27 protein-coding genes and 2 riboswitches are annotated in these 25,216 nt (G+C 65.7%); of the genes, 8 read left to right on the top strand and 19 right to left on the bottom strand.

What is annotated here, in order from left to right; translation table 11 throughout:
* Positions 1–31 precede the first annotated feature (31 nt).
* Together CH268_RS24985 and CH268_RS24980 are read left to right on the top strand one after the other, a co-directional pair.
* A complete protein-coding gene (locus tag CH268_RS24985) occupies positions 32–604 on the top strand; it encodes a DUF6584 family protein (protein ID WP_027495878.1) in 573 nt (190 codons plus the stop codon).
* A gap of 101 nt (positions 605–705) precedes the next feature.
* The gene (locus CH268_RS24980; protein WP_032365867.1) at positions 706–1,002 is read left to right on the top strand and encodes a hypothetical protein; all 297 of its coding nucleotides are present in this window, start codon (positions 706–708) and stop codon (positions 1,000–1,002) included.
* A gap of 12 nt (positions 1,003–1,014) precedes the next feature.
* Here the strand turns inward: CH268_RS24980 and CH268_RS24975 are convergent, their stop codons facing one another.
* Entirely contained in the window at positions 1,015–1,314 is a 300-nt protein-coding gene (locus CH268_RS24975) for an ANTAR domain-containing protein (protein ID WP_045842143.1), read from the bottom strand.
* An 88-nt stretch (positions 1,315–1,402) separates the two neighbouring features.
* Positions 1,403–1,987, bottom strand: coding sequence for a helix-turn-helix domain-containing protein (locus CH268_RS24970; RefSeq protein WP_032365869.1), 585 nt, complete (start codon positions 1,985–1,987; stop codon positions 1,403–1,405).
* 111 nt (positions 1,988–2,098) lie between these two features.
* Between CH268_RS24970 and CH268_RS24965 the strand changes: the two genes are divergently transcribed.
* Entirely contained in the window at positions 2,099–3,223 is a 1,125-nt protein-coding gene (locus CH268_RS24965) for a hypothetical protein (protein ID WP_255182494.1), read from the top strand.
* Here the strand turns inward: CH268_RS24965 and CH268_RS24960 are convergent.
* The 6 genes from CH268_RS24960 to metE all read right to left on the bottom strand — a co-directional run bounded on the left by CH268_RS24960 (position 3,153) and on the right by metE (position 9,568).
* A complete protein-coding gene (locus CH268_RS24960) occupies positions 3,153–4,067 on the bottom strand; it encodes a pseudouridine synthase (protein ID WP_094666179.1) in 915 nt (304 codons plus the stop codon). The two genes, CH268_RS24965 and CH268_RS24960, sit on opposite strands and share 71 nt — an antisense overlap.
* A 92-nt stretch (positions 4,068–4,159) precedes the next feature.
* Entirely contained in the window at positions 4,160–5,155 is a 996-nt protein-coding gene (locus CH268_RS24955; protein WP_094666178.1) for an NADP-dependent oxidoreductase, read from the bottom strand.
* Between the two features lie 14 nt (positions 5,156–5,169).
* Complete coding sequence (locus tag CH268_RS24950; RefSeq protein WP_032365872.1) at positions 5,170–5,595, bottom strand: organic hydroperoxide resistance protein; 426 nt, start codon at positions 5,593–5,595, stop codon at positions 5,170–5,172.
* Positions 5,592–6,050: a MarR family winged helix-turn-helix transcriptional regulator gene (locus tag CH268_RS24945; protein ID WP_027495883.1), complete on the bottom strand. Its 459-nt coding sequence runs from the start codon at positions 6,048–6,050 to the stop codon at positions 5,592–5,594. Before CH268_RS24945 ends, CH268_RS24950 begins: the two co-directional genes overlap by 4 nt.
* Before the next feature lie 97 nt (positions 6,051–6,147).
* On the bottom strand, positions 6,148–7,200 hold the full coding sequence (locus CH268_RS24940; protein WP_094666177.1) for an iron-siderophore ABC transporter substrate-binding protein: 1,053 nt from the start codon (positions 7,198–7,200) through the stop codon (positions 6,148–6,150).
* Positions 7,201–7,300: 100 nt separating this feature from the next.
* Positions 7,301–9,568, bottom strand: coding sequence for a 5-methyltetrahydropteroyltriglutamate--homocysteine S-methyltransferase (gene metE, locus CH268_RS24935; protein WP_094666176.1), 2,268 nt, complete (start codon positions 9,566–9,568; stop codon positions 7,301–7,303).
* A 130-nt stretch (positions 9,569–9,698) separates the two neighbouring features.
* A riboswitch (cobalamin riboswitch) is annotated at positions 9,699–9,908 on the bottom strand.
* A 239-nt stretch (positions 9,909–10,147) separates the two neighbouring features.
* On the opposite strand from metE, the gene CH268_RS24930 reads away from it, so the two are divergent.
* Positions 10,148–11,239: a 3-deoxy-7-phosphoheptulonate synthase gene (locus tag CH268_RS24930; protein ID WP_094666175.1), complete on the top strand. Its 1,092-nt coding sequence runs from the start codon at positions 10,148–10,150 to the stop codon at positions 11,237–11,239.
* An 11-nt stretch (positions 11,240–11,250) separates the two neighbouring features.
* On the opposite strand, the gene CH268_RS24925 is transcribed toward CH268_RS24930, so the two are convergent.
* Positions 11,251–11,871: an alpha-ketoglutarate-dependent dioxygenase AlkB gene (locus tag CH268_RS24925; protein ID WP_032390754.1), complete on the bottom strand. Its 621-nt coding sequence runs from the start codon at positions 11,869–11,871 to the stop codon at positions 11,251–11,253.
* A 58-nt stretch (positions 11,872–11,929) separates the two neighbouring features.
* On the opposite strand from CH268_RS24925, the gene CH268_RS24920 reads away from it, so the two are divergent.
* Positions 11,930–12,355, top strand: coding sequence for a VOC family protein (locus CH268_RS24920; protein ID WP_094666174.1), 426 nt, complete (start codon positions 11,930–11,932; stop codon positions 12,353–12,355).
* Between the two features lie 12 nt (positions 12,356–12,367).
* Here the strand turns inward: CH268_RS24920 and CH268_RS24915 are convergent, their stop codons facing one another.
* Together CH268_RS24915 and CH268_RS24910 are read right to left on the bottom strand one after the other, a co-directional pair.
* Positions 12,368–13,387 (bottom strand): AraC family transcriptional regulator, encoded by a 1,020-nt coding sequence (locus CH268_RS24915; protein WP_027495889.1) that lies wholly within the window; start codon positions 13,385–13,387, stop codon positions 12,368–12,370.
* Entirely contained in the window at positions 13,384–14,556 is a 1,173-nt protein-coding gene (locus CH268_RS24910) for a pyridoxal phosphate-dependent aminotransferase (protein WP_094666215.1), read from the bottom strand. Before CH268_RS24910 ends, CH268_RS24915 begins: the two co-directional genes overlap by 4 nt.
* Before the next feature lie 62 nt (positions 14,557–14,618).
* Between CH268_RS24910 and CH268_RS24905 the strand changes: the two genes are divergently transcribed.
* Positions 14,619–15,605 (top strand): LLM class F420-dependent oxidoreductase, encoded by a 987-nt coding sequence (locus CH268_RS24905; RefSeq protein WP_048319332.1) that lies wholly within the window; start codon positions 14,619–14,621, stop codon positions 15,603–15,605.
* On the opposite strand, the gene CH268_RS24900 is transcribed toward CH268_RS24905, so the two are convergent.
* From CH268_RS24900 to CH268_RS24890, 3 genes are all read right to left on the bottom strand, one after another.
* Complete coding sequence (locus CH268_RS24900) at positions 15,586–16,275, bottom strand: DUF3239 domain-containing protein (protein WP_057473690.1); 690 nt, start codon at positions 16,273–16,275, stop codon at positions 15,586–15,588. The two genes, CH268_RS24905 and CH268_RS24900, sit on opposite strands and share 20 nt — an antisense overlap.
* A gap of 40 nt (positions 16,276–16,315) precedes the next feature.
* Positions 16,316–17,971, bottom strand: coding sequence for a DNA repair helicase XPB (locus CH268_RS24895; RefSeq protein WP_027495892.1), 1,656 nt, complete (start codon positions 17,969–17,971; stop codon positions 16,316–16,318).
* Positions 17,972–18,060: 89 nt separating this feature from the next.
* Complete coding sequence (locus tag CH268_RS24890) at positions 18,061–20,352, bottom strand: helicase-associated domain-containing protein (RefSeq protein ID WP_032365879.1); 2,292 nt, start codon at positions 20,350–20,352, stop codon at positions 18,061–18,063.
* Positions 20,353–20,413: 61 nt separating this feature from the next.
* On the opposite strand from CH268_RS24890, the gene CH268_RS24885 reads away from it, so the two are divergent.
* Positions 20,414–20,602: a hypothetical protein gene (locus tag CH268_RS24885; protein WP_008719333.1), complete on the top strand. Its 189-nt coding sequence runs from the start codon at positions 20,414–20,416 to the stop codon at positions 20,600–20,602.
* Between the two features lie 77 nt (positions 20,603–20,679).
* Here CH268_RS24885 and CH268_RS24880 read toward each other — a convergent pair whose 3' ends face one another.
* The 3 genes from CH268_RS24880 to CH268_RS24870 all read right to left on the bottom strand — a co-directional run bounded on the left by CH268_RS24880 (position 20,680) and on the right by CH268_RS24870 (position 22,375).
* Positions 20,680–21,291 carry a transglycosylase family protein gene (locus tag CH268_RS24880; protein ID WP_027495894.1) on the bottom strand — a complete coding sequence of 204 codons (612 nt, stop codon included), beginning with the start codon at positions 21,289–21,291 and terminating at the stop codon, positions 20,680–20,682.
* Between the two features lie 8 nt (positions 21,292–21,299).
* Positions 21,300–21,508, bottom strand: a riboswitch (cyclic di-AMP (ydaO/yuaA leader).
* 270 nt (positions 21,509–21,778) lie between these two features.
* The gene (locus CH268_RS24875; protein ID WP_027495895.1) at positions 21,779–22,153 is read right to left on the bottom strand and encodes a YccF domain-containing protein; all 375 of its coding nucleotides are present in this window, start codon (positions 22,151–22,153) and stop codon (positions 21,779–21,781) included.
* Between the two features lie 3 nt (positions 22,154–22,156).
* Entirely contained in the window at positions 22,157–22,375 is a 219-nt protein-coding gene (locus CH268_RS24870) for a hypothetical protein (protein WP_027495896.1), read from the bottom strand.
* A 190-nt stretch (positions 22,376–22,565) separates the two neighbouring features.
* On the opposite strand from CH268_RS24870, the gene CH268_RS24865 reads away from it, so the two are divergent.
* Complete coding sequence (locus CH268_RS24865; RefSeq protein WP_167327283.1) at positions 22,566–22,982, top strand: cold-shock protein; 417 nt, start codon at positions 22,566–22,568, stop codon at positions 22,980–22,982.
* A 3-nt stretch (positions 22,983–22,985) separates the two neighbouring features.
* Here CH268_RS24865 and CH268_RS24860 read toward each other — a convergent pair whose 3' ends face one another.
* Together CH268_RS24860 and CH268_RS24855 are read right to left on the bottom strand one after the other, a co-directional pair.
* The gene (locus CH268_RS24860; protein ID WP_032381659.1) at positions 22,986–23,498 is read right to left on the bottom strand and encodes a DUF2771 domain-containing protein; all 513 of its coding nucleotides are present in this window, start codon (positions 23,496–23,498) and stop codon (positions 22,986–22,988) included.
* Positions 23,495–25,213, bottom strand: a complete 1,719-nt coding sequence (locus CH268_RS24855; RefSeq protein WP_217900942.1) for an MFS transporter — start codon at positions 25,211–25,213, stop codon at positions 23,495–23,497. Before CH268_RS24855 ends, CH268_RS24860 begins: the two co-directional genes overlap by 4 nt.
* Between the last annotated feature and the right edge of the window lie 3 nt (positions 25,214–25,216).

Here is a 25,216-nt window from a genome sequence, read left to right as displayed (position 1 = left end):
CGGCGCTCGATTGCAACGTTAGGCTCGACAGGTGGATGTGATCGCTCGCGCGCAAGCCGATCTCGCACGTGGAGACACCAACGCCGCACGAGACGGGCTCCTCGACGCCTTGCCGCGCAACCCGTCGTCGCCGGCGGTTCTGGAACTGCTCGCGTACACGTATCTCCTTCTCGGTGATCGTGCGGCGGCCGGTGCCGTGTGGTTTCTGACCGACAAGGCCGACGACGATCCGACGGCGTCCGCTGCGTTCGCGGCACTGCAGAAGCAGTACCGGTCGCCGCTGATGCTCGCCCGAGCGCTCCCCATCCACGCGCCCTCGGATTGGTATCCGGTGCGGGCTCAGATGCGCCTGGAGCGACTGGGAGCCGCAATCGCAGCCAATGGGCAGAGCTGGATCCCACCGCGCGATGTCGTGTATTTCGACGAGGACGGAGTCGACTCCGACGACTTCTATGCCGCGCGTACCGCCGACGAGGACGATGCCGACGACGGGTTGGAGACGTCTGGTTACCGCACCGTGAGGCAACGTGCGATCGCAGCGACCATCGTCCTTGCCATCGTTGCCACCTCTGCGTCGGTGGTGTTGGCACTCGTCTTCGGGTGATGGCGATTCTCGGAGGGGCGGTTCTCGAACGGGTCGCTCGAATCCGAGCGTAGAGTTCGTCGGAGGATATCGAGGCCGACGACCGAGGGCGACTTCATTTCATGGGCACAGCGAACGGCGCACCGTCACCGCGCGACGACAATTACGACGTCAATCTTGCCCAGGCGAGAGTGTTCGCGCGAGGACTGGCCGAACACATTCGGACGTGTTCGGCGGCCATCGAAATTGCGCAGTCCAAAGCATTTCGGGCTCGCGCCGATCGTGCCGAATCTCGCGCGAGGCAATTCGAGTCCGAGGCATCCACTCTCCGCACCGAGCTCTACGAGATGTATCGGCACATCGACGCGATGACGGCTCGATTCCCGGAACTGCGGACCGACCCGGCAGTCCGCGGATAGCGACCGCCCGAATCAGACTGCGGCGGAACCGGTGACCAAGCCGAACGTGGTCTCGGCTCCACGCCGGCCCAGCGCCGAACCCCACACCGAGTACACCGCGTCCGTTGTCGTGGACTGCTCCACGTCGCGCCCCTCGGCGACAGTGATCAGCGTGCGGGAGAGCTCGAACAGACTTACCCGGTGATTCTTCGCCGTGGTGAACAACTCGTCGATGGCGTCGGCCACCGAGCCGCCGTGGATCCCGATGAGCACTCCGGTCGCGATGTCGACGTCGGTACGAGAGGCGGGTGAATCGGGCAGTCTGTCGGTCATCTTTTTCCTCGAGATGGTGTTGTCGGTGCGGATGACCGAGTGGATTCTGGGTCGAGCGGGATTCACTGTCTCACACCGACATGACTTTTCATACAGTCGGTTTCGCGCGGACGTGCATGCGCTCGCCCTGAGGTCCGAACAGGCTCAGCAGCTCGACCGGTCGGTTGCCGACAGCGCCGAACCAGTGCGGTACCCGGGTGTCGAATTCGGCGGCCTCACCGGCCTTCATCGTCAGATCGTGTTCGCCGAGAATAAGTCTCAGGGTGCCGTCGAGAACGTAGAACCACTCGTATCCTTCGTGCACTCGTGGGCGCGGCTCCTTGTCGTCCGGACGAATCAGCAGTTTGAAGGCCTGCAGTCCGCCGGGGCGGAGCGTCAGCGGAAGGATGGTGACGTTCTCGCGCACCGTGGCTGTGGTGCGTACCCGGGGATCGGCGACGGGGGGAGCCGTCACCAGATCGTCGAGCGCCATCTGATGCGCGCGGGCGATCGGCCACAGCAGTTCGAGACTGGGTTTGCGGTCACCGGATTCGAGCCGCGAGAGCGTGCTGATCGAAATTCCGGTGGTGTCGGACAGCGCGGCGAGGGTGGTGTTCTTCTCCATTCGGATGCGCTTGAGGCGGGGGCCGAGGCCGGCAATGAGCTCGTCGAGGGTGGTTTCTGCGTCCGTCATCGATCCATTGCAGTTTCGGCAAACGAATTTGTCAAGTCGTCCCGTAGGGCGCGCGGGAATGCAGAGGCGAAAACAGCCCGGAGGCGACGGCGGGAAGCTCATACTCGGTTCATGATCGCTCGTCCGGGGCACCCGCAACGTACCGGCGTGGTCCGCGATGCCTACGGCAGTTCCGCGTCCGAGGCCTTCATGGTGGTGGCCATTGCCACGATTCTGGTCACCAGGGCGTATTTGGAACTCACTCACTACCCGCAGGTCGGTGGCAAGTCGCTGCACATCGCGCACGCCCTGTACGGCGGGGCGGCGATGATGCTGGCTCTGTTGATCGGATGGATGTTCATCGGGTTCGGCGTTCGGGTCTTCACCGTGGTGCTCGGCGGAATCGGGTTCGGGTTGTTTCTCGACGAGGTCGGCAAGTTCGTCACCAAGGACAACGATTACTTCTACGGCCCGTCGTCGGAGATCATGTACGTCCTGGTGGTGCTGCTGTTGGTGTTCAGCAGGATCGTGCGGGAGTTCCGCAGGCCGTCGCGGGACGAGTCGCTGGCGAATGCGGCCGCGATCGCCGCGGATGGCGTCGCGCACGGTCTTCCCGAGCATCGGCGCGACTGGGCGCTGCGGATGGTTGCGCGAGCGGAGTCGGACGGAGCCGACCCGGACACCGTAGCCGGAATCAGATTGTTGCTCGGCACCTGCCGCCGGTCGACATCGCGTACCCACTCGATGCGCCAGTTCGTTCCACGGCTGATTCCCGCGTTCTTCACCAGTCCCCGTTGGGTTCCCGTCGTCGGCTGGGGACTGGTCCTGATCTCCGGGGCGGGAGTCGTGTTCGGGATCGTCGAGCTCGTCCTGGGTGACCTGCTCATCGATCGCCGAGACCTGACGATCGACGTCTACAGGATGGGCATCGCCAGCGGCATCCTGTTCGTCAGTGCCTGCATCACATTCGCCACGGCGCTGCCGGCGATGCTGCGGTTGCGAACGGACGGTCCCCTGTGGCCGTTGCGCACTCTCCGCGTGTCCGCACTGGTGTTCACGTTGCTCAACGCGCTCGTGGATTTCGCCCAGGAGGGGTTCGCTGCGCTGGGAAATGTAGCGGTCGGTCTGTTCGCGCTCGCGGTCATCTCGCACCGCATCACCGTCCGAGCCGACGAAATAGCCGGTACTACGGAATCGGTTGCGCTGCAGGAGGATCGAGACTCCGATTGCTCTCGAACCGTCGAACCACGCCGCTGAGCGGATCGACGAACTCGATGGAGCGAGCCAGTAGGCGGAGCGGATCGGAGTAGTCGTCGTCGGCGACCTCGCGGAACGACGGATAGAAGTTGTCGCCCACGATCGGGATTCCCAGCGAGCACAGATGAACCCGAAGTTGATGCGTCTTCCCGGTGCGCGGGTGCAGCCGATATCGACCGTACGACCCGAGAGTGTCGACCAGTTCGATGCGTGTCTCGGCATTGGGCTCGCCCGGTACCTCCCGTGCCTGAAGAACGCCGCGTTCCTTGACGATTCGACTGTGCACTGTCAGTGGGAAGTCGACATTCTGGGACAGTGGGGCAATTGCCTCGTACTGCTTGGTGACCGTGCGCTGAGCGAACATCTCCTGATACGGCCGGCGCGCCTGCCGCTGCACGGTGAACACCAGGACACCCGCGGTGAGTCGATCCAGTCGGTGAGCAGGGCTCAACTCGGGGAGATCGAATTGTCGTCGCAGCAGAACCAACGCCGAGCGTGCGATGTACGCGCCTCGCGGCGTCGTGGCGAGGAAGTGCGGCTTGTCCACCACGAGCAGGTTCTCGTCGCGGTGCAGCACATCGAGGGAGAACGGCACGGCCGATTCCACCGGTGGGTCACGGTAGAGGTAGATGTCCGCACGCGGGCCGGCGATCGTCGACGGGTCGATCGGTACGCCCGCTGCATCGACGACCTCCCCGCCGGACACCTTCTCGGTCAGCCTGGCCGCATCCTGCGGGAAGCGGGCACACAGATATTCGTGCACCGTTGCGCCGGTCGCGACGTCGGGCATCCGCACCCTGGTGGGGTCGAGGCCGTCGCGCAACGGAAGTGGGGCGGCAGGCATGCAACGACTGTAATCGGTGCACGCATGGAAACACCCCGGTCGGAATTCCCGACCGGGGTGTGGACTGCGGTGACGCGCCGTGCCGGCCCGACCTAGATGGTGACGACCATCTTGCCGGTGTTCTCGCCCTTCATCAGTCCGATGAAGGCGGCCGGGGCATTGTCGAGGCCTTCGACGATCGTTTCGTCGAATTCGATTGCGCCGCTGGCGAGCCAATCCGTCATCTTCGCGCGGAATTCCTCGGTGAGGTGCGCGTACGAGCCGACGATGAATCCCTTCAACGTCAGCTCCTTGCCGATGGCGAGGGCGAGGTTGCGCGGGGCCGGGGTCGGTTCGGTCGAGTTGTACTGAGCGATGGCACCGCACATGGCAATTCGGCCGTGCTTGTTCATCGACCCGATAGCAGCTTCGAGATGGTCACCGCCGACGTTGTCGAAGTACACGTCGATGCCGTCGGGAGCTGCCTGTCGGAGCTGTTCGGCGACAGGGCCGTCGTGGTAGTCGAATGCCGCGTCGAACCCTAGCTCGAGCAAGCGAGCAACCTTGGCGGGGGATCCGGCGCTACCGATGACGCGAGATGCGCCGAGCGCCTTGGCGATCTGTCCGACGAGCGAGCCGACGGCCCCGGCGGCACCGGAGACGAACACGACGTCGCCCTTCTGGAACGACGCCACGGCCGTCAGGCCCGCATACGCTGTGGTGCCGGTCATTCCGAGTGCGCTCAGGTATGCCGATGCCTTGGCTGCGCCGAGGTCGACCTTGCTGGCTCCCTGTGCCGGGACGATGGCGAGATCGCGCCATCCCGCGCCGTGCACAACAGCGTCGCCGACTGCGAAACCGTCGGCCTTGGACTCGACGACCTCGCCGACGGCACCGCCGTCGAGCGGCGCATCGATCTGGAACGGCGGGACGTACGACTTCACGTCGTTCATCCGGCCACGCATGTACGGATCCACCGACATCACGATGTTGCGAACGAGGATCTGCCCGTCCTGCAGTTCGGGGAGGTCGACGACCTCCGCGCGAAAGTTGTCTTCGGTCGGCCAGCCTTCTGGGCGGGACGCGAGGTGAATTTCGTGTGCCTTCATGATGATGGTTATCCCTACTCGTCTTCGGTGACGGTGACGGTGACGTCGATGTTGCCGCGGGTGGCGTTGGAGTACGGGCAGACCTGATGTGCCTTGTCGGCCAGGGCCTGTGCGTTCTCGCGGCTCAGGTTCGGCAGAGTCACCTCGAGGGTGACTGCGAGCTGGAAGCCGCCTTGGTCGTTCGGGCCGATGTCGACACGAGCGCCGACGGCCGAATCGGTGACGTCGGCCTTGTCCTGACGCGCCACCATCTGCAGTGCGGAGTGGAAGCACGCGGCGTAGCCGGCTGCGAACAGCTGCTCGGGGTTGGTGCCGTTTCCGCTGCCGCCCATGGCCTCCGGGATGGCGAGATCGAGGTCGAGACGTCCGTCGGAGGTGCGGGCGTGGCCGTTACGGCCTTCGCCGGTGGCGAGTGCTTCAGCGGTGTAGATGGTCTTCATGATTCTCCTTCTGTCGTGCGCGAATCGGTGTGATGGAGAGCGCTCGTCAATGCGTCGAGCGATTCCTTGAGCCTGACGAGATCGTCGACTCCCATGCCGGTCTTCTCGGCCAGCTTGCGGGGGAGGTCGAGTGCCTTCGCGCGCATGGCGCTACCGGTCTCGGTGAGGTGGATCTCGACGCGGCGTTCGTCGGTGCTCAGTCGTCGACGCTCGATGAAACCGAGACCTTCGAGTCGCTTGAGCATCGGCGAGAGCGTGCCGGTGTCGAGATCGAGTTCGGCACAGATGTCCTTGACGCCGCGCCCGTCCTTCTCCCACAGCACCAGCAGAACCAGGTACTGCGGGTACGTGACGCCCAACTTGTCGAGCATCGGGCGATACACCGCGGTGGTAGCCCGCGAAGCGGAGTACAGCGCGAAGCACACCTGACGATCGAGTGCGAGTTCGTTGGTCACGAGAAGAACGGTAGCGCACGGTTAAGTTGTGCGCAACCTATCCGCCCGATGTGAGTGGAACTTCGTAGCCTGCTACGAAGTGTCACTCACATGGGGGTCAGCTCTGCAGAGCGTTTCTCAGGCCGTCGAGCACGATGGTCGCCGCCGTGGGGCCGGCGTTGAGGTACCACGGGTCGTCGTCGACGCGCACGATGTGGTTCTGTGTTGCCGCGCTCATCCCGGTCCACAATGGATTGGTGGTGTACGACGCAGCGCTCGAATCGGCTCCCGCGTCCTGGCTGGAGACGAATACCCAATCGGCGTTCGCCAACTGGATCTCTTCCTCGCTGAAGTCCTGCGAGGTCTTGTCGAATTGCTGGCTGGGCGGGCGCGCCAGACCGGCGTCCGAGGCGATGAATCCAGCGAACGACGCGACGCCGAACACGCGTGCCCGGTCTGCGGTGAAGCGGACGAACGACACCGTCGGAGCGCCCCCGGATCCGCCGCCGTTGGAGACCGAATCACCCAGTGCGCGAGCGTCGGACGCGAATGTGTCCAGGAACCCTTGCGCCTGCTCGGTGCGTCCCAGTGCATCCGCGAGAAGAAGGAAGTCCTGCTTCCAGTTCACGCCGGTGCCCTCGGTCAATACGGTCGGCGCGATGGCCGACAGCGTCGGGTAGATGTCTTCCGAGCCGGTCTTGTTGGCCAGGATGAGGTCGGGTTCGGCGGCGGCGACGGCCTCGATGTCGACGCTCTGGCGGTTGCCCAGATCTGCCATCTGCGTCAGTTGGTCCGCGTACTGGGGGAACGAGAAGCTGATGTAGTCGGGCACCAGATCGGCTCCGTCGCCGTAGGCGGCGCCGGTGGGGATCACGCCCAGGGTCAATGCGGCGTCGAGCTGGCCGGTGGCGATCACCACGATCTTCTTCGGTTCGGCGGGGATGTCGGTGGATCCGCCGAAATGCCCGACGGTGCGCGGGAACTCGCCGTCGGCGGCACCCGAACCCATCCCGTCGGGAATGCCGGTGGGGCCCGGAGCGTCCGATGCCGCGTCGGTGCTGGAGGCGGGAGGGGTGGCGGTACTCGGTGTCTGCTCGCCGCTGTCGCCGCACGCGACGGTGGTCAGAGCTGCGACTGCGACGAGGGCAGTGACGACGAGCAGACGTTTCACTTCGATCTCTTTCACCGAGCGGGCATGGATAGGTAACCCTAGCCTGGCGACCACGTGAGCGGAACTTCGTAGCAGGGGTCGAAGTTCCGCTCACATGGGGTCAGCGCAGCGCTGCCGCGGCCAGCACCATGTTTCTCAACGACTGCTCGACCTCGGCCGGACCCCGTGTCTTCAGCCCGCAGTCCGGATTGACCCAGAGCCGTTCGAGGGGAACTGCCTCGGCCGCCGCGCGGAGCGACTCGGTGATCTCGGCGACCGTCGGAACTCGCGGCGAATGGATGTCGTAGACACCGGGTCCCACGTCGAGCGCGAAGCCGACCGCAGTGAGGTCGTCGAGCACCTCCATGCGCGAGCGTGCGGCCTCGATGGACGTCACGTCGGCGTCCAGGGCGACGATGGCGTCGATGACCTCACCGAACTCGGAGTAGCACAGGTGCGTGTGGATCTGTGTCGCGTCGTCGACGCCGGACGTCGCGATACGAAACGAGCGGACGGCCCAATCCAGATACGCTGCAGTATCTTTCGAGCGCAGCGGTAACAGTTCGCGAAGCGCTGGCTCGTCCACCTGGACGATGCGGATCCCCGCCGACTCCAGGTCGATCGTCTCGTCTCGAATCGCCGAGGCGATCTGAGCTGCCGACTCGGCCGCCGGGATGTCGTCTCGGACGAACGACCACGCGAGAATGGTCACCGGACCGGTCAGCATGCCCTTGACCGGTTTGTCGGTCAGTGACTGCGCGTACGTCGCCCACTCCACCGTCATCGGTGCCGGGCGGGAGACGTCGCCGTACAGGATCGGTGGTCGCACGCACCGTGACCCGTACGACTGCACCCAGCCGTTTGCGGTCACGACGAAACCGTCGAGCTGCTCGGCGAAGTACTGCACCATGTCGTTTCGTTCGGGCTCGCCGTGGACGAGCACGTCCAACCCCAGACGCTCCTGCAGTGCAACGACATCGGCGATCTCCGCGCGCATCTGCCGCACGTACTCCGCCTCGTCGACGGTGCCGCTGCGCAGCGCCGCCCGCGCGCGGCGGATCGTGCTCGTCTGTGGGAAGGAGCCGATGGTCGTCGTCGGCAGAACCGGGAGCGAAAGATGCTCGGCCTGCACGACGCGGCGGACGTCTCCTGGGCTGCGTTCACGGCCGACAGCGCTGGTCACGCGCACACGGATTGTCGGATCGTGCAACCGTGCATCGTGTCTCCGCGAATCCAGAGCCGCGCGGGCCGACTCGAATCGGTCCGACACGAAGCGATCGGTCTCCCCGGCTGTTCCGTCCTGGAGTGCGCGCGCGAGCACCGAGACCTCGGTGATCTTCTCGTTCCCGAACGCCAGCCACGACCGCAGTGTCGGCTCTAGCTGAGGTTCGGCGTCCAGCGAATAGGGAACGTGGAGCAGTGAGCACGACGACGACACCGCCACTGCGCGTGCATGTCTGCCGACCTCGTACAGTGTCTCGAGCACGGCGTCGAGATCGGTGCGCCAGACATTGCGTCCGTCGACGACGCCGGCCACGACGAGCATCGTCGAGGTAGCGCGAGTAGCTGCAAGTTGCTCGGCCACACCAGGAACGGTCAGATCGATTGCCAGGCCCTCGATCCCGGTGGACGCCACTGCGGGCAGCGCGTCGCCCAGGTCGCCGAAGTAGGACGCCAGCAGAATGGCCGGGCGGGTCTGCGAGGCTGCGAGTTGCTCGAAGCATCGGGTGGCCGCTGCGACGGTCTCGTCGTCGAGATCGCGCACCAGCGCCGGTTCGTCGATCTGGACCCACTCGGCTCCGGCTGCGGCGAGGAGTTCGAGCAGACGGGCGTAGAGCGGTATCAGTTCGTCCACTCGTCCCAGCAGCGAATCGGAGGAGCCGACGGACTTGGACAGCAACAGGAAGGTGACCGGTCCGATGATCACCGGACGTGCCGGGATGCCCAGTGCGCGAGCCTCGTTCACCTCGCCGAGCACCTTGTTCGGGTGCAGGGAGAACGTGGTCTCCGGCGAGATCTCGGGCACGAGGTAGTGGTAATTGGTGTCGAACCACTTGGTCATTTCGAGCGGGACGATGGTCTCGGTGCCGCGGGCCGCGGCGAAGTACCGATCGAGTTCGCCTTCGACCGCCTCGACTCGCGGTGGCAACGCTCCGAGGAGGGCCGCAGTGTCGAGCATCTGGTCGTAGTACGAAAAGGTGTTCACGGGAACGGAATCGAGCCCGGCTGCGAGTGTGCGCCAGTCGTTCTCGCGAAGATTCTTCGCGACCGATTCGAGGGCCTCGGCATCGAGCTTTCCGGCCCAATAGGATTCGACGGCTTTCTTCAGTTCTCGGTTGGGTCCGATGCGAGCCGAACCGAGCACGGTGGCGGTGAAATCGTTGTTCACAGTTGATCTCCAGGGTGACTACACGTGGGTGGTGCACCGTCTTCACGGGCGCGCAGATCCCGGTGAGCCCTGACCACAGCCGTACCAGGGTTACGCGCCCATTCCACGAGGCGGTGAACCGCTGCACACGGCGTGCACAGCACAGAGGGCAGGTATTCGGACTTGCAGGCGCGCGGACGAAGAGCCCACTCCTACTGGCCGTCGCTTCCCGAAGAGGCTTCTTCAGTGCGTGATGACGGCGGTCGTTCCTGCATACCGCTGCGGGACAGTCCCGGATTCTCACCGGGTTCCCTCTCGCGATGCGCCGTGACTGCACGCACCGCTCGACGCCGAGGTGAACTTCGGGGCTCCTCATGACCACCTGGCGAACCGACTGCAGGGACGAGCATAGATGCATCACGGGAGAGTCTGTTACGGTGCTCTTCATGCAGTGCACGTATTTCTGGTTTAGCAGGCCGGCCCCGGGTGGGTCAGCCAGCGACGCCATGCGCTGACCCTCCACCCCCACGAGCCGGATACAGACCGGCTCGAAGTGCGCGTGGAGCATGCGGAGCCGGCCTGGGAACAGGAAACCCTCTCATGACGCTCTCCCTCGACACCCCGTCACTCGACGATCAGCGCACGATCAGCATCAGTCCGCTGGTCGCGCCGTCGGTCGTACGCCGCGAGCACGCGGTGGACGACGCGATCTCGGCGAGTGTTCGTACCGGACGCTCCGGTGTCGTCGACATTCTCGACGGCCGTGACGACCGACTGATCGTCGTGGTCGGCCCGTGTTCGGTGCACGACACCGACGCTGCCCTCGACTACGCCCGACGCCTCGCCGCCACGGCAGCCGAGTTGGGCGATCGACTGCACATCGTCATGCGGGTCTACTTCGAGAAGCCGCGGACGACGCTCGGCTGGAAGGGTCTGATCAACGATCCGCACCTCGACGGCAGCTTCGACATCAACGAAGGTCTTCGAGTGGGACGCCAGCTGCTGCTGGACATCTCGGCGCTCGGCCTGCCCGTCGGCTGCGAATTCCTCGACCCGATCACCCCGCAGTACATTGCGGACCTGGTCAGCTACGGTGCCATCGGAGCACGGACCGCAGCCAGTCAGGTGCACCGGCAGCTGTGCAGCGCCTTGTCGATGCCGGTGGGCATCAAGAACTCGACCGAAGGTGACATTCAGGTCGCCGTGGACGGAACCCGCGCCGCCGCGGCGAGCCACGTCTTCCCCGGAACCGATCTCGACGGCAAGGCGGCTTTGATCAGGACCGTCGGAAACCCCGATTGCCACGTCATTCTGCGCGGCGGCGTCGACGGACCGAACTACGACGCCGCGTCCGTGGCCGATACCGTTGCCCGCCTGCGTAAGTCGGGGTTGCCGGAGCGAGTTGTCATCGATGCCAGCCATGGAAACAGCCGCAAGGATCACAACAAGCAGGTGGACGTCGTCACCGACGTGGCCGCCAGGGTCGCGGCCGGCGAGCACGGCATCGTCGGGCTGATGCTCGAGAGTTTCCTCGTCGCAGGGCGTCAGGACCTCGAACTCGGCCACCGCGACGAGCTCGTGTACGGCCAGTCCATCACCGATGCATGCCTCGACTGGGACACGACGGCAACGCAATTGGCCACTCTCGCGGCGGCCGTCGAGACGCGTCGGGCCTCGAACACCGCGCGCTGACGCGTCGTGCGTTAACGAACCCCGCGCGGTCGAAATTGCACGCTGATGCGTGGGCCGACCGCGCGGGTCGATTTGGGAATTGCATGCTCCCAGGTCCGTTGACAGGACCCGCCCATCACCACCAGGTCGCCGTGACCGAGGCTGAATTTCAGAGAGGTCCCGCCGCCGCGGGGACGGAGCATGAGTTGTCTTGTCGCACCGAGCGATACGATCGCCACCATCGTGTCCTCGGTGGCGCTGCGGCCGATGTTGTCGCCGTGCCAGGCGACGCTGTCGGACCCGTCGCGGTAGTAACACAGTCCCGCGGTGGCGAACGACTCCCCGAGCTCGCTTCGGTAGTGGTCGTCCAGTGCATCGCGGGCCTCGTACAGTGCCGCATGCGGCCAGTGCTCGCGCTCGGCGTAGTACCGAACCAGGCGCGGCACATCGACCACGCGGTCGTACATCTGCCTACGTTCGGCGCGCCAGTCGACGTCGGCGACCAGCGAATCGAAGAGATCGCTGTCGGACAACCAGCCCGGCCGCACATCGACCCAGGCACCGAGCGTCAGCTCGCGGCGGGTGACGGACTGCAGCGACCCGACGCCACCGTCGTCGTCACCGAACAGCGAACCTTGCATCGCGAGCGACATGACTCGACTGTATCGAACAGGTGTTCCCATTGCCAGCTCCCGGCGGTATCGTTCTCGCATGGGTTACCGAATTCAGGTCGTCGTGGACAGCGTCGACCCGCATGCGCTCGCGGCATGGTGGGCACACACTCTCGGCTGGCAGGTCGAACCCAGCAACGAGGAGTTCATTCGCGAGATGGTTGCGGCAGGCCACGCCCGAGAGGAGGACGCAACCGTGTTCGACGGCGTTCTGGTGTGGCGAGCAGGCCAGGGCATCACCGATCCGGAATCTCCGGGCACCCCGCGGGTGCTGTTTCAGGCGGTACCCGAATCGAAGTCCGTGAAGAATCGACTCCATCTCGACGTTCGTGTCGGTGACGGACGCGAGGCGGTGGTGACTGCACTCGAAGGTCGAGGCGCGTCGGTACTGCATCGCGGGCAGCAAGGGCCCAGCACCTGGATCACCATGACCGATCCCGAGGGCAACGAGTTCTGCGTCAGCTGATCGCGCCGAGCTCTATCGGTACGCGCCGGGAGTTTGCCCGGTCCAGCGCTTGAAGGCTCGGCGGAATGCGCTCGGTTCGGAGAAACCCAGGCGGGCCGAGATGTCGTCCACGCTGTCGCCGCGGCTCAACCCCGAGATGGCAGCGTCGCGCAGAACCTCCTCGCGGAGCTGATTGATGGAAGTGCCTTCCTGGCGAAGGACGCGGCGCAGATGCGGCGGGCTGATGTTGAGCATGGCCGCAATCTCTTCGGTAGCCGGCGTACCGCCTCTGAATCCGGTCTCCAGGGCCCTTCGGACCTGACTCGACGCAGTGCTGTCGTAGTCCCTCGACGAGAACAGCAGGTTGGGTGACTCCGCGAGGTACTCGGCCAGTGTCGCCTCGGTCTGCACTATCGGGGCGCGCATGAGCGCGGTGTCGAATTCCAGTGCGGCGCGGTCGGATCCGAACTGCACATGAGTTCCGAATATGGTGTCGTACATCTTCCCGGCCTCGGGCCCGGGCAGTGCATAGGGCAACTGAACCGACAGGAGTTTGACCCGGTTACCGATCAGCCACGCCGCGAACCGATGCAGCAGAATCAACAGGAAGTCGGTCAGCAATCGCTCGGCGAGCTCGTTCGCTTCGGGGCTGAGGTCGGTCGTGGCTTCGACGTGCACCGTCAGGACCGTCGACTGCTCGGTTCGATCCAGCGTCATCGGTTTCACCGGAATGAGCACGCGCATGGTCTCGGACATTCGAATCAGCGCTGCCCACAGATTCTCCGTGTGTATCAACGTCTGACACACCACCCGAAAACTGCCGCGCCGCACGGGAACTGCGGCGAGTCCGAAGAGTTCGTCGCCGGTCATCGCCCAGACGGCCTGGGTGAACGCGGTGACCTGTCGGGTGGTGAGCCGCTCCGCCGGGTCGTCGAGAATGGTGGTTCCGATCCCGGCCATCGACAACGGGTACGTCAGGTCCACTCCGCCGTTGGCCGCGAGGTCGACGGCTTGCCTGACGAAGTACGCCGGAATCGTCGGTTGCGCAGTCACAATCGCCGTAACCTCTCGGCGGCATCGGCGAGCACGTGGTCCTGCTTGCAAAAAGCGAAGCGCACCAAAGACTTCCACGGCGCGGGCTCGTCGACGAAGGCAGTCACCGGTACCGCGGCGACGCCCACGAGATCGGGCAGGGTGCGGCAGAACTCGTACGCATCACCGCGGCCGATCGGTGCGATATCGGCGCACACGAAATACGTTCCAGCGCTGTGCTTGACGTCCGCACCCGCCTCGGTCAACGCCGCGGACAGCGTGTCTCGCTTGCGCTGCAGACCGTCGCGCATGGCGGCGATCCACGACTGCTCGTGACCGAGTGCGTACGCGACGGCGGGCTGGAACGGGGTGCCGCCGACGAAACTCATGAACTGCTTCGCGGCGCGCACCGCATCGATCAGCTCTTTCGGTCCGAGCGCCCACCCGGTTTTCCAGCCGGTGGCGTTGAACGTCTTCGCGGCACTGGACACGGTGACGGTTCGCTCGAACATGCCCGGCAGCGTCGCGATGGGGGTGTGCACACCGTCGTCGAAGATCAGATGCTCGTACACCTCGTCGGTGAGCACGAGCAGGTCGTGGGCGATCGCGATCTCGGAGATACGGATCATCGTCTCGCGATCGAACACGGTGCCGGTGGGATTGTGCGGCGAGTTGACGATCAGCATGCGCGTTCGTGGGCTCACGGCCCGTTCGAGGGCGTCGGTGTCGACGGTCCATCCGTTGCCGTCGGTGACCAGGGGTACGGCCGTGCGAGTGGCTCCGGCCAACGCCACAGCGGCCGCATAGGAGTCGTAGAACGGCTCGATCAACAGCACGTCGTCGCCCGCCTCGATCAAGCCGAGCAGCGTCGCCGAGATGGCCTCGGTGGCACCCACGGTGACGAGAACCTGCGAATCGGGGTCGTACCGAAGTCCGAACCGGGCGAGCCGGTCGTCGGAGATGGCTGCGCGCAAAACCGGCATCCCCGGGCCGGGGGAGTACTGGTTGAGACCGTTCGCGATGGCGTCACGCGCGGCCTCGAGCATGGCCGACGGTCCGTCCGTGTCCGGGAATCCCTGCCCCAGATTGACGGCGTTCTTCGCCACCGCGAGCGCGGTCATCTCGGCGAAAATGGTCGATGCGAACGGGCGCAACCGGGTCACTGTGCGCGACGGCAACATCTCGGACATTCCTGCAGCGTAGTTCACACAGCCGGCGCGAGCGTCGGACCTGCGTCTGTACTGTGCCTGTCATGCGATTCGGAATGTTCGTGCCTCAGGGTTGGCGGCTGGATCTGGTCGGAATCGATCCGGCCCAGCAGTGGAGTGTGCTGCGCGAGCACGCCGTTGCCGCCGAAGCCGGACCGTGGGAATCACTGTGGGTCTACGACCACTTCCACACCGTTCCCGTCGCGACGGACGAGGCGACGCACGAGGCCTGGTCGCTGATGTCCGCACTCGCCGCGTCCACCTCGCGTATCCGACTGGGTCAGATGTGCACGGCGATGTCCTATCGCAACCCCGCCTATCTGGCGAAAGTTGCTGCGACAGTGGACATCATCTCCGGCGGTCGGGTCGAGATGGGTATCGGCGGCGGTTGGCACGAGCACGAGTTCCGCGCCTACGGCTACGGATTTCCCTCTGCCGGTGAACGATTGGGCCGCCTCGACGAGGGCGTGCAGATCTTCAAACAAGCGTGGACCACCGGCGAGGTGTATCTCGACGGCAAGCACTACGAGATCGACGGTGCCGTGGTGCGCCCACTGCCCCTGCAGGAGGGCGGCATCCCACTGTGGATCGCCGGTGGCGGCGAAAAAGTGACACTGAAGATCGCAGCGAAGTACGCGAACTACACCAACTTCGATGGAACCCCTACCGGTTTCGCCGCCAAATCGGCTCTGCTGCGCGATCATTGCGCAACCGTCGGCACGGACTTCGACGCCATCGTCCGCTCGGCCAACTACAACGTGGCCATCGGCTCCACGGAGGCCGAGGTGCAGGAGCGGCTACGCGCTCTCGAGGCTCGACTGACCGAACACGTCGGAGCCGAGAAGGCACACGAGGCATTGGGCGCATACCGCGGAATGCCCGCCGTCGGAACACCCGAGCAGATCGTCGAGAACCTCACCGAACTGCAGCAGCAGGGCATGACGTACGGAATCTTCTACTTCCCCGAAGCTGCCTACGACCGCTCCGGCATCGAACTCTTCGAGCGCGAGGTCATCCCGGCTCTTCTGTAGGCCGCGTCAGGTCCTCGGGCAGATCGGCGGGGTCCACGAGCAGCTGCTGGTTCTTGGCCTTGCGTACCTTCTCCGACAGGCCGATGTTGGCGTGCAGCAGTGCCCATTCGCCCTCGGTGATCTCGGCGGCAGCGCGTGCCAGGACGGCCGCGTCGGTGGTGCCCCAGGCGATCGGCATCGCCGACACCAGCTGCCAGGTGCGTCCACCGGTGTTACGGCCGCGATCGGCGAGCACCGACACCGCAGGCACCTCGGCGCCGCGTTCGACGGCGTGGCCGGGCAGCGCACGGACGACGCGCGTGATCAGGACGTAGTGCGGCTCGTCGACTCCTGGTTTCGCGACATCGACCAGCGACAGCAACGTCGCGCCGCTCGGCATCGTCTCGGCCACCACCGCCGGAACCAGATCGCCCCGGGTGTAGAGCGATTCGATGGACCCCATCTTCTTCGGTGCCCACACCATGACCCACAGGGACGTCGCCGCCCCGATGCAGAACACGCCGCCGAGGATGTACGACCACGGCGTCGCGATCCAGAAGAACCAGATCCCCAGTGCCAGCAGGACCGCTGCCGTGAGCGCCGCGGACATCCGCAGCCGGCGAAGTTCGGTGAACGTCTCGTTGACCGACTTCGCGTGGGCTACGTCTACGGGGAACTCGAATCGGCGCACACTGCTATTCCTAGCATGCCGCCGATCCCGACACGAAGCGTCAGATTGCCGGGCCGAGCAGGTCGTCGGCGTCGGTGATGCGGTACGCGTACCCCTGTTCGGCGAGGAACCGCTGCCGGTGCGCGGCGTATTCGGCGTCCAGGGTGTCGCGCGAGACCACCGAGTAGAAGTGCGCCTGACCACCGTCGTGTTTCGGCCGAAGCAATCGGCCCAGTCGCTGGGCTTCTTCCTGCCGGGAGCCGAACGTTCCCGAAACCTGGACTGCCACCGACGCTTCGGGAAGGTCGATCGAGAAGTTCGCCACCTTGCTCACCACCAGAGTCTGTATCTCACCCTTGCGGAAGGCGTCGAACAGCACCTCGCGTTCCTTGTTCTTGGTCGAGCCCTGGATCACCGGCGCGTTCAGGGCTTCACCGAGTTCGTTCAGCTGATCGAGGTACGCGCCGATCACCAACGTCGGAGCGTCTTGGTGTTTCGCCAGAATGGACTTCACGACGGCGATCTTGGTGTGCGCCGTCGAGCAGAGCTTGTAGCGCTCCTCGGGTTCGGCGACCGCGTACGACATGCGCTCGGCGTCGGTGAGGGTGACGCGCACCTCGATGCACTCGGCCGGTGCGATCCACCCCTGCGCCTCGATGTCCTTCCAGGGCGCGTCGTAGCGCTTGGGCCCGATCAGCGAGAAGACGTCGCCCTCGCGTCCGTCCTCGCGGACGAGCGTGGCCGTCAAGCCGAGTCGACGCCGTGACTGCAGGTCGGCTGTCATGCGGAACACCGGTGCGGGGAGCAGGTGCACCTCGTCGTAGATCACCAATCCCCAGTCGCGGGAGTCGAACAGCTCCAGGTGCTTGTACTCACCCTTGGTTCGACGGGTGATGACCTGGTACGTGGCGATTGTCACAGGGCGGATCTCTTTGCGCTCACCCGAATACTCGCCGATTTCCTCCTCGGTGAGCGACGTGCGAGCGATGAGCTCGCGCTTCCACTGCCTGCCGGCGACGGTGTTGGTGACCAGGATCAGCGTGGTGGCCTTGGCCCTGGCCATCGCCGCCGCACCGACCATGGTCTTACCCGCACCACACGGCAGCACGACGACGCCGGAGCCGCCGGCCCAGAACGAATCCGCGGCCATCTCCTGGTAGTCGCGCAGCGTCCACTTGCCGCCCTCGGTATCGAGCTCGATCGGGTGCGCTTCGCCGTCGACGTAGCCGGCGAGGTCCTCGGCGGGCCAGCCGATCTTGAGCAACATCTGCTTGACGTGGCCGCGTTCGCTCGGATGCACGATGACCGTGTCCTCGTCCACCATCGCGCCGAGCATGGGCGCAATCTTCTTGTGCCGCATCACTTCGGTGAGCACGGCGCGGTCCAGGCTGATCAGCACCAGACCGTGGACCGGGCTCTTGACCAACTGCAACCGGCCGTATCGGGCCATCGTGTCGACGATGTCGACCAGCAACGGCTGGGGTACCGCGTAGCGCGAGAAGTTGACCAGTGCGTCGACCACCTGCTCGGCATCGTGTCCGGCAGCGCGCGCGTTCCACAGCGCCAGCGGGGTGATGCGGTAGGTGTGCACGTGCTCGGGCGCACGTTCGAGCTCGGCGAACGGTGCGATCGCCGCCCGCGCTGCGCCCGCGAGTTCGTGATCGACCTCGAGCAACAGCGTTTTGTCGGACTGGACGATCAGCGGGCCGTCGGTCACGGTTCCTCCTAGAGACTTCTGCTGCGCCCGAAAGAGCGCAACTTCTCCATTGTCCACAGGTAGGGGCCCGCGTGCACGTGAGCAGTGACTCAGTCCACCAAGGCGACGGAGGTGATGCGGTGCAGAGTGAACCGCCGCACGCCCCCGGTGGCGGGGTCGAATGCGTCGAGTTGACCGCCGCCGATGCTGATCGGATCGACGATGCGGTGGGTCGCGACGCCCTGCGCGTCGACGTACCCGATGCTGACGCTGCGCTTGACCTTCGCTGCTGTCTGCAGCAGCGTCATCGTCGCGGTGCTGCTCGCGCGAGATCCGTCGGCGCGCACCACCGCACCGCCGTTGCCCGCAGCGCGGTCGGCGGCTCGCATGCCACGTACCAACGACCCGAGCTGCTCGTCGGTGGGAACGGCCGGGGTACGGAAGGTCTGACGCGGCCGCCGCGCCGATACCCGGGAGCCGCGGGCTCGAAGATCGACGATGGTGCCGGACGAGTCTTCACCCGCGGGCGCGAATCCGGCTCCGGCGAGTACCGACAGCACCTCGGCCAGCGGTGCCTGGGAGATGGCGACGGTCGGGGCGAGGGCGCGCAGGGCGAGCGACTCGGCGGCCGGAGAGGCCATCACCTCGGCGAGCAACGCCGGATCCTCGCACCGGACGAACGACGCGGCCACGCCGGCGCGTAGTCGGCCGTGACGCCTGGCCACGTCGTCGATCAGATACGTCAGGGCCTGCGGAACCGGAGTGCGGGAATGGGTCGCGAACAACGAATGCAACTCCGAGGCCGTCAGGCCCACGTCGAGGGCCCGGCGCAGGCTCGTGTCGCTGATGCGATACATCGTCGCGGCACCCGCCGACTCGACGTCGGCGACGAGCGCGATCCGATCCTGCAGATCCGGTTCGAGCGGTCCCGGTGCCACCAGCGTCAGGTCGGCCTGCACCAACACGTAGTCGATCGGCTCGGGGAGTGCCGCGCGCATGTCGGCCTCGGCATTACCGTCGTGCAGCAGCGAGCGTCCCGGCGTCGACATCGCGCCGCGCGCGACCACTCCCAGCGCGGTCGCCTCGGCGATCACGTGCCCGACGGGTGTCACGCCGAACCGTCCGGACCACCGGGGTCGACGCCACGTCAGTGTGCGGGTGAGGTCGGTGGGCGTCGCGGCGTGTCCACTGCCGAGCTCGGCGAGCAGCTCCAGGATCATGCGACGGTCGCGGGGCGCGGCAGGCGAGCGGACTTCGTCGGACAACGCGGCGATGGGCTTGTCGTTGGGGTCGCGCATGCCGATCACCCACGGGGCTCGCGGCGTCTCGAGCCAGGCGGAGGCGAGGGTGTGCCAGCGGGCGGCCGGGGCCGCGGCGAGCCACGCGTCGACGGCGGGCGTCGGTGCCCAGTAGTCGTCGCCGGTGTCGGCGGAGGGGACAGGGTCCGGGGTTCCGCTGGAGATCAGATGGGCGGCGGCGAGCAGTTCGACGAGGATGCTCACGCGGTCGTCGTCGAGTCCGGTGGCCTTGGTGATCTTGCGCAGCTCGCGCACTCCGAGCCCGCCGGCCTTGAGGGCGGGAGCCGGTGACGCGGACAGCGCCTCGATGATGGCCACACAGTGCCGCCCGAGCTCCAGTGCCTCGCCCGCCGCGGCAGCGTCGACGTCGGCGAGCGCATGTGCAGTGGTCGTCAGCTTCGGTTCGGCGAGTGAGCGGGGATCCGTCATGGGCTCGCCGCGCAATATCTGTCCGACCTGGACGGGGAGTTCGACGGTTTGCTCGTCCAACCAGATCAGCAGGCCTGCGGCGAGCAGTTTCTGCACGGGCCGATCGGGTGGGGTGCCCGGCGCGGCGTCTCGGGTACGGCCGGTGGGCGACGATCTGGCCAGGGTGTCGAGAAGATTGCGTTCGCCGTCTTCGAGTGCGGCCAGCGCTGTGGTGATGTGGGTTTCGGTGAGGGTGTCCACCGGGTCGAGTGCGCGGCCGATGCGCCACGGCACGGCGTCCGCAGCGGTTGCGCTGATCCGGAACCCGGCGGCGTCGCCCCAGACGAGAAAGCGTTCGCGCAGTTGGGACAGCGCTTTGTCCACGGCTTTGGCCGGGGCGCGCTTGGCGATGACGGACAGCAGCGTGGCCCTGGTGACCGGACGCTCGTAGGCCTCTTCGATGGCCAGGATCTCGAGCACGGTCAGGGCCAGGGTGTCGAGGGTGTCCGCAGTGTGCAGGATCGACCGGCGTTGCTCTGCCCGGCCGGCCAGCACTGCCAGCGAGGCGGGCGGCGGCGCAGTCAGATCCGGACGCAACGACATGGCCTTGATCAGCTCCGCGTCTGTGCGAGCTGCGATCCACTGAGGCAGATCGGGAGGCATGTCGGTGTGTCGGGGCGCAGTCGTGTCGGTCATCGTCTATCAGATTAGAGACCTGGGCTGGTGCTCGGCGCAGGGCAGGTGTCAAAATGGGCCCATGGTGAACAAGTCGAAGAAGCCCTATGTCGATCCAGGCTGGCCGGAAACCGCTCGCGGTGACCACGCGGTGACCGAACTCTCGTCCGCTCGATCGGGTGGCTTGTCGCCCTTCGGTGAGGACACCGAGTTCCCGCTGCCCGTCGAAGACCTGCCCTACGCCCATCCGGTGACCGTCGTCAATCGCTGACAACGGCGCCCGAACACGAGAAAGCCCCCGACATCTTCGCGATGTCGGGGACTTTTCTCGTAGAGCGGCGGTTCTTGCTACTGGGGCAGGAACGCCTTGTTCGCCTGGTAGAAGCTGACGACCTGCGGATCGAGCTGGATGCCCTGAGCGGCGTTCTGGACGAACGACGCGATCTGGGGATCGTTGGTGATGTTCTGGACGGCGGTGACGATGCCGTTGACGACCTCGGCCGACGCATCGATCGACGGGATCGACGTCAGGTCGGGGAGGGCGGGAACTTCCGGTGCCTTGGGGGTGGCCGGAACGCTGCGCTCGGTGGGTGCGCTGCTCAGGCCGAGGCTCGAGGAGCAGGAGGGCCATGCGCCCCAGCCCTGCGAGTCGAGGACCTTCTCGGCGACTGCGATCTGCTCTTCACGGCTGGCCTGGTTGGCCGTTGCCGCGTACTGCTGACCACCGTGTGCGTTCCAGGTGCTGGGGGAGAACTGCAATCCGCCCTGGAAGCCGTTGCCGGTGTTGATGCCCCAGTTGCCGCCTGCTTCACACTGTGCAAGGCGATCCCAGTCGGAATCCGGTGCCGCGTTGGCGGTACCGGTGAAGGCGATGCCCGCGGTGCCCATGATGGCACCGGTGACGGCGACCTTTGCGACGGTCTTGCCAGTGGTGCTCGGCTTGCGATGACGTCCGCTCATACGAGTTGAAATCCTCTCCACACGCGCCTGCGAGGTCAGCTGTCGGGTTCGGGCTGAGAGGTAGCCCGGCCTTCTTGCTCTTCCATATCGGATGAGCAATTGGGCTTCACCCCAAGGGAACTCGGTGCGGCTTCGTAAGTCGCTACAAGTTCCCGGTTGTCCGTGGAGGACGTGGGTCCCCCGTCCTCGTCCCCTGGGTGATCGTCGAGGGTTGTTCCGGTTCCCGCGGGACGAGGTTTGGCGCTGCGGGCCGGAATTCGGCCGAACTTTCCGGCCGCTGCTGACCGTACTGAAATTCCCGGGTTACGTCACTATTTGGTAACTGTCGATTTTTTCGTGTGTCAGCGACCGTCCCGACGGTCTGATTCCGGTCGCTCGAATAGGCCCAGCTAGTGGCTGTTCTCAGTGATCGACCCCGTGCTGTTGCCGGTCTGTTACCGAAGCGTGATGTGACGGAAGTCACATCACGCGAGGGGGCCTCGAAAGGTCACCGAACCGCAACGATGTCTTTTCCCAGCGGCATCAGCGAGACCGGAATCAACTTGAGGTTCGCGATCGCGAGCGGAATACCGATGATCGTGATGGCCATCGCGATCGCCGTGACGACGTGTGTCAGCGCCAGCCACCACCCGGCGAGGACGAGCCACAGCACGTTGCCCACGAGGGCACCCGAACCCGCGCCGGGCTTGTCGACGATCGTCGACCCGAACGGCCACAGGGCGTAGACGCCGATGCGGAACGACGCGATCCCGAACGGAATGGTCACGATCAGGATGCACAGCAGGAGTCCCGCGAAGAAGTAGCCGAGTGCGAGCCACAGTCCACCGAACACGAGCCAGATGACGTTCAGGAGCAGTCGCATGATCTATCGCGCCCGGCGGCCGGAGAGCAGCGCGTACACCAGAGCGAGCACGAATCCGGCGGGTGCCGAGAACATCGCCGTCAGGTACAGGCCCAGTGGCGGCTTGGCGTCGGAGAAGACCGGGAAGAACAGGATCGCGACGATGGCGACGAGGCCGATCGCGAACAGCACCAGCGCGATGCGCAGCAGTGCAGTACTTCGCTTGCGAGTTGATGAGTCCACACCACCACGGTAGTGCGCGGCGGTGCGTCGTGCGAAAAACCGGAATGCCCTATTCGGGGCCTGCGCGCTAGACTGGCGTATTCGCGTCCTGCGTTTTCGTGGGGCGCGAAACTTGTGCACACCGCAGGGTCCCGACATCGGGCGTGCGGATACGAAACCAACGACAGCAACAGATGAACGGGTGAGCTCAGTGCCGACCGGCAAGGTGAAGTGGTACGACGTCGACAAGGGATTCGGATTCCTCTCGCAGGAGGAAGGCGAGGACGTGTATGTGCGTTCGTCAGCGCTGCCCGAAGGCGTCGACGGCCTCAAAGCCGGCCAGCGCGTCGAATTCGGCATGGCCGCGGGTCGTCGTGGCCCGCAGGCACTGAGCCTGAAGGTTCTCGAGCCTGCCCCGTCGATTCGCCAGAACAGCGGCAGCACCCGCCGCGAGCCCGTCGAGCGCAAGCACACACCCGACGAACTGCACGGCATGGTCGAGGACATGATCACGCTGCTCGAAGCGACGGTGCAGCCGGAACTCCGCAAAGGCAAGTACCCGGACCGCAAGATCGCTCAGCGCATCTCCGAGGTGGTGCGCGCAGTCGCTCGCGAGCTCGACAGCTGATCGTTACGGACGCGTGCCGATGGACCAGATCGCGTGGCTGACGAAGCTCTCGGTATTGGTGTCGGTGTCGATGATTCCCGTGGGTAGCCGAACCTCGATTCCGAGCAAGGTTCGGCCGCCGTCGTCCGTCGTCGGGACGGTGACGCTCAGCCGGGTTCCCGGCTGATTGAACTGGCTGCTCTCCACGACCGCCCCGCTGTCGTCGCCGTAGACCAGCGCCAGTTCCCACGGCGCGGAGTAGACGGCCTCGGGCATCGACAACTGCACCGTCGGGGCAGAACCCACCTGGATCTCGGCAGTCTCGCCGACGTTGGTGCACAGCGGGTCGCTCACGGCGCAGTACAGGTACGGCTCGACTTGTACGGCTCGACCGTTGGAGTACGCCGTGACGACCGGTTCCTTGTCGGGAGCATTGCCGATCAGGACGGCGAGTACACCGACGAACGCGACGGCGATGACGAACAGGCCGGCGGCGATCAGCGACGCGATCTTCTTGGTGCGGGGAGCCAGGTTCACTTGGTCACGTTTTCGCCGTAGGAGCTGTCGGATACTTCTTGTTCGACATGGTCGGGCCGGTTGCCACCGAACCCGGGTAGCAATGATCGACCGCGGTACGTCAGGAAGGTCTGCACGAGGCCGATCGTAAGCAACACCGACACGACCGTGAAACCGAGCCAGTACTCGGTGGGAAGCAACACCCCGAGCGTTCCGCCGAGAACCCAGCACAGCTGCATGACGGTTTCCGAGCGGCCGAACCCGGATGCAATGGACTCCGGAGGCAGGTCGGACTGCAGAGATGCGTCGAGCGAGACCTTGGCCAGTGCGCTTGCGCTCGACGCGACCAGGGCGGCCACGGCGGCGGTGAGCAAACTGTCCGTGACGGCTGCGACGACGGCGACGACCGTCACCGCGACCGTGCACCGCAGGACGACCACCGATGGTCGGCCGAGCTTGATCCTGGCACCGAGTGCGTTGCCGGCGAAGTTGCCGAGACCGGCGGCGGCTCCGACCAGTCCGAGCATCGCGGCCTGCTGCAGCGGCTCGTGTTCGGTGCGGGATTTTGCGACGAACGCGATGTACAGCGTGAGGAAGCCGGTGAGAATTCTGATCGTGCCGTTGCCCCAGAGTCCGACGATCACCGCACGGCCCAGTGGCTGCCTGCGGTTCTTGGCGGCGGTGGCCGGCGGCGGGGTGCGCCTCAGCTTCTCGGTCGGGGCACCGCTGCCGGGGTAATCGCTGCCGTGATGCTGGTCGGCGTGGTAGCCGAGGGTGGCCGGAACTTCGCCTTCGGTCACTTCCACCCAGGACGGGATGCGCATGCTCAGGTATGCGCCGAGCACGGTGATCGCGGCGACGAACCACAGTGCGCCGGGCGAATCGGCGATAAAGGCGATACCGCCGGCAACAGCTCCTGCGGCGATGGTTCCCCCGAGCAGTCCGAAGACGGTGAGCCTCGAGTTGACGCGGACGAGGTCGATCTCCGGTGGCAGTACCCGCGGCGTCACCGCACTCTTGAGTACCGCAAACGATTTGCTCAGGACGAGCATGCCCAGCGCCGCTGGATAGAGCACCCAACTGTCGAAGTTGAACACCAACACCACCGCCAGCACGGTACGCAGGCCGAACGAGGTGGCCAGCGCGATGCGTCGGCCGTGCTGCAACCGGTCGAGCAACGGGCCGATCAGCGGCGCGATCAGCGCGAACGGCGCGATGGTGATCACCAGGTACAGCGCAACCTTCGTCTTGTCCTCACCGGTCGCCGCGGAGAAGAACAGCGTGTTGGCCAGTGCAATCGCCAGGGCAGCGTCGGATGCGAAGTTCGCCATCGTCGCGTAGGTCAGCGCGGTCAGCCCGGACTTGTCGGCCCCATCGGCTTTCGCAGCCCGCTGGAACGACGCGATTCCTTTGCCGGTCAGCTCGCGCCCACGCATCGCCGCGACGCGGGTGACGGTGAGCTTCTTGGGCATCGGTGGTGGCTTACGCCCGCCGGTTCGGCCACGCGCCGCAGTGATCTGCTGCGTGCGCGCCGGGTGCAGCGGCGCCAACGGTTGGCGGCGGCTCGGAACGTGGCCGCCGGCACCGGATTGGACAGCACGGGGGTCGGCCGGTGGATAGTTGACGAAACCGGGATGCTCCGAGCTCTGTTCATCAGCGGTGGAGTGACCGGTTTCGTTGCCAACGCCCGTGTTTTCCGCACCTGGCGTGGGGTGGGGGAGTCGCGGATCGGTCACGTG

Origin of the sequence: Rhodococcus sp. 06-1460-1B, from assembly GCF_002258475.1 — a bacterium.
GTDB classification, from domain to species: Bacteria; Actinomycetota; Actinomycetes; order Mycobacteriales; family Mycobacteriaceae; genus Rhodococcoides; species Rhodococcoides fascians.
The sequence above is the reverse complement of the archived record's forward strand: the minus strand, read 5'-3'. Positions and strand labels throughout refer to the sequence as shown.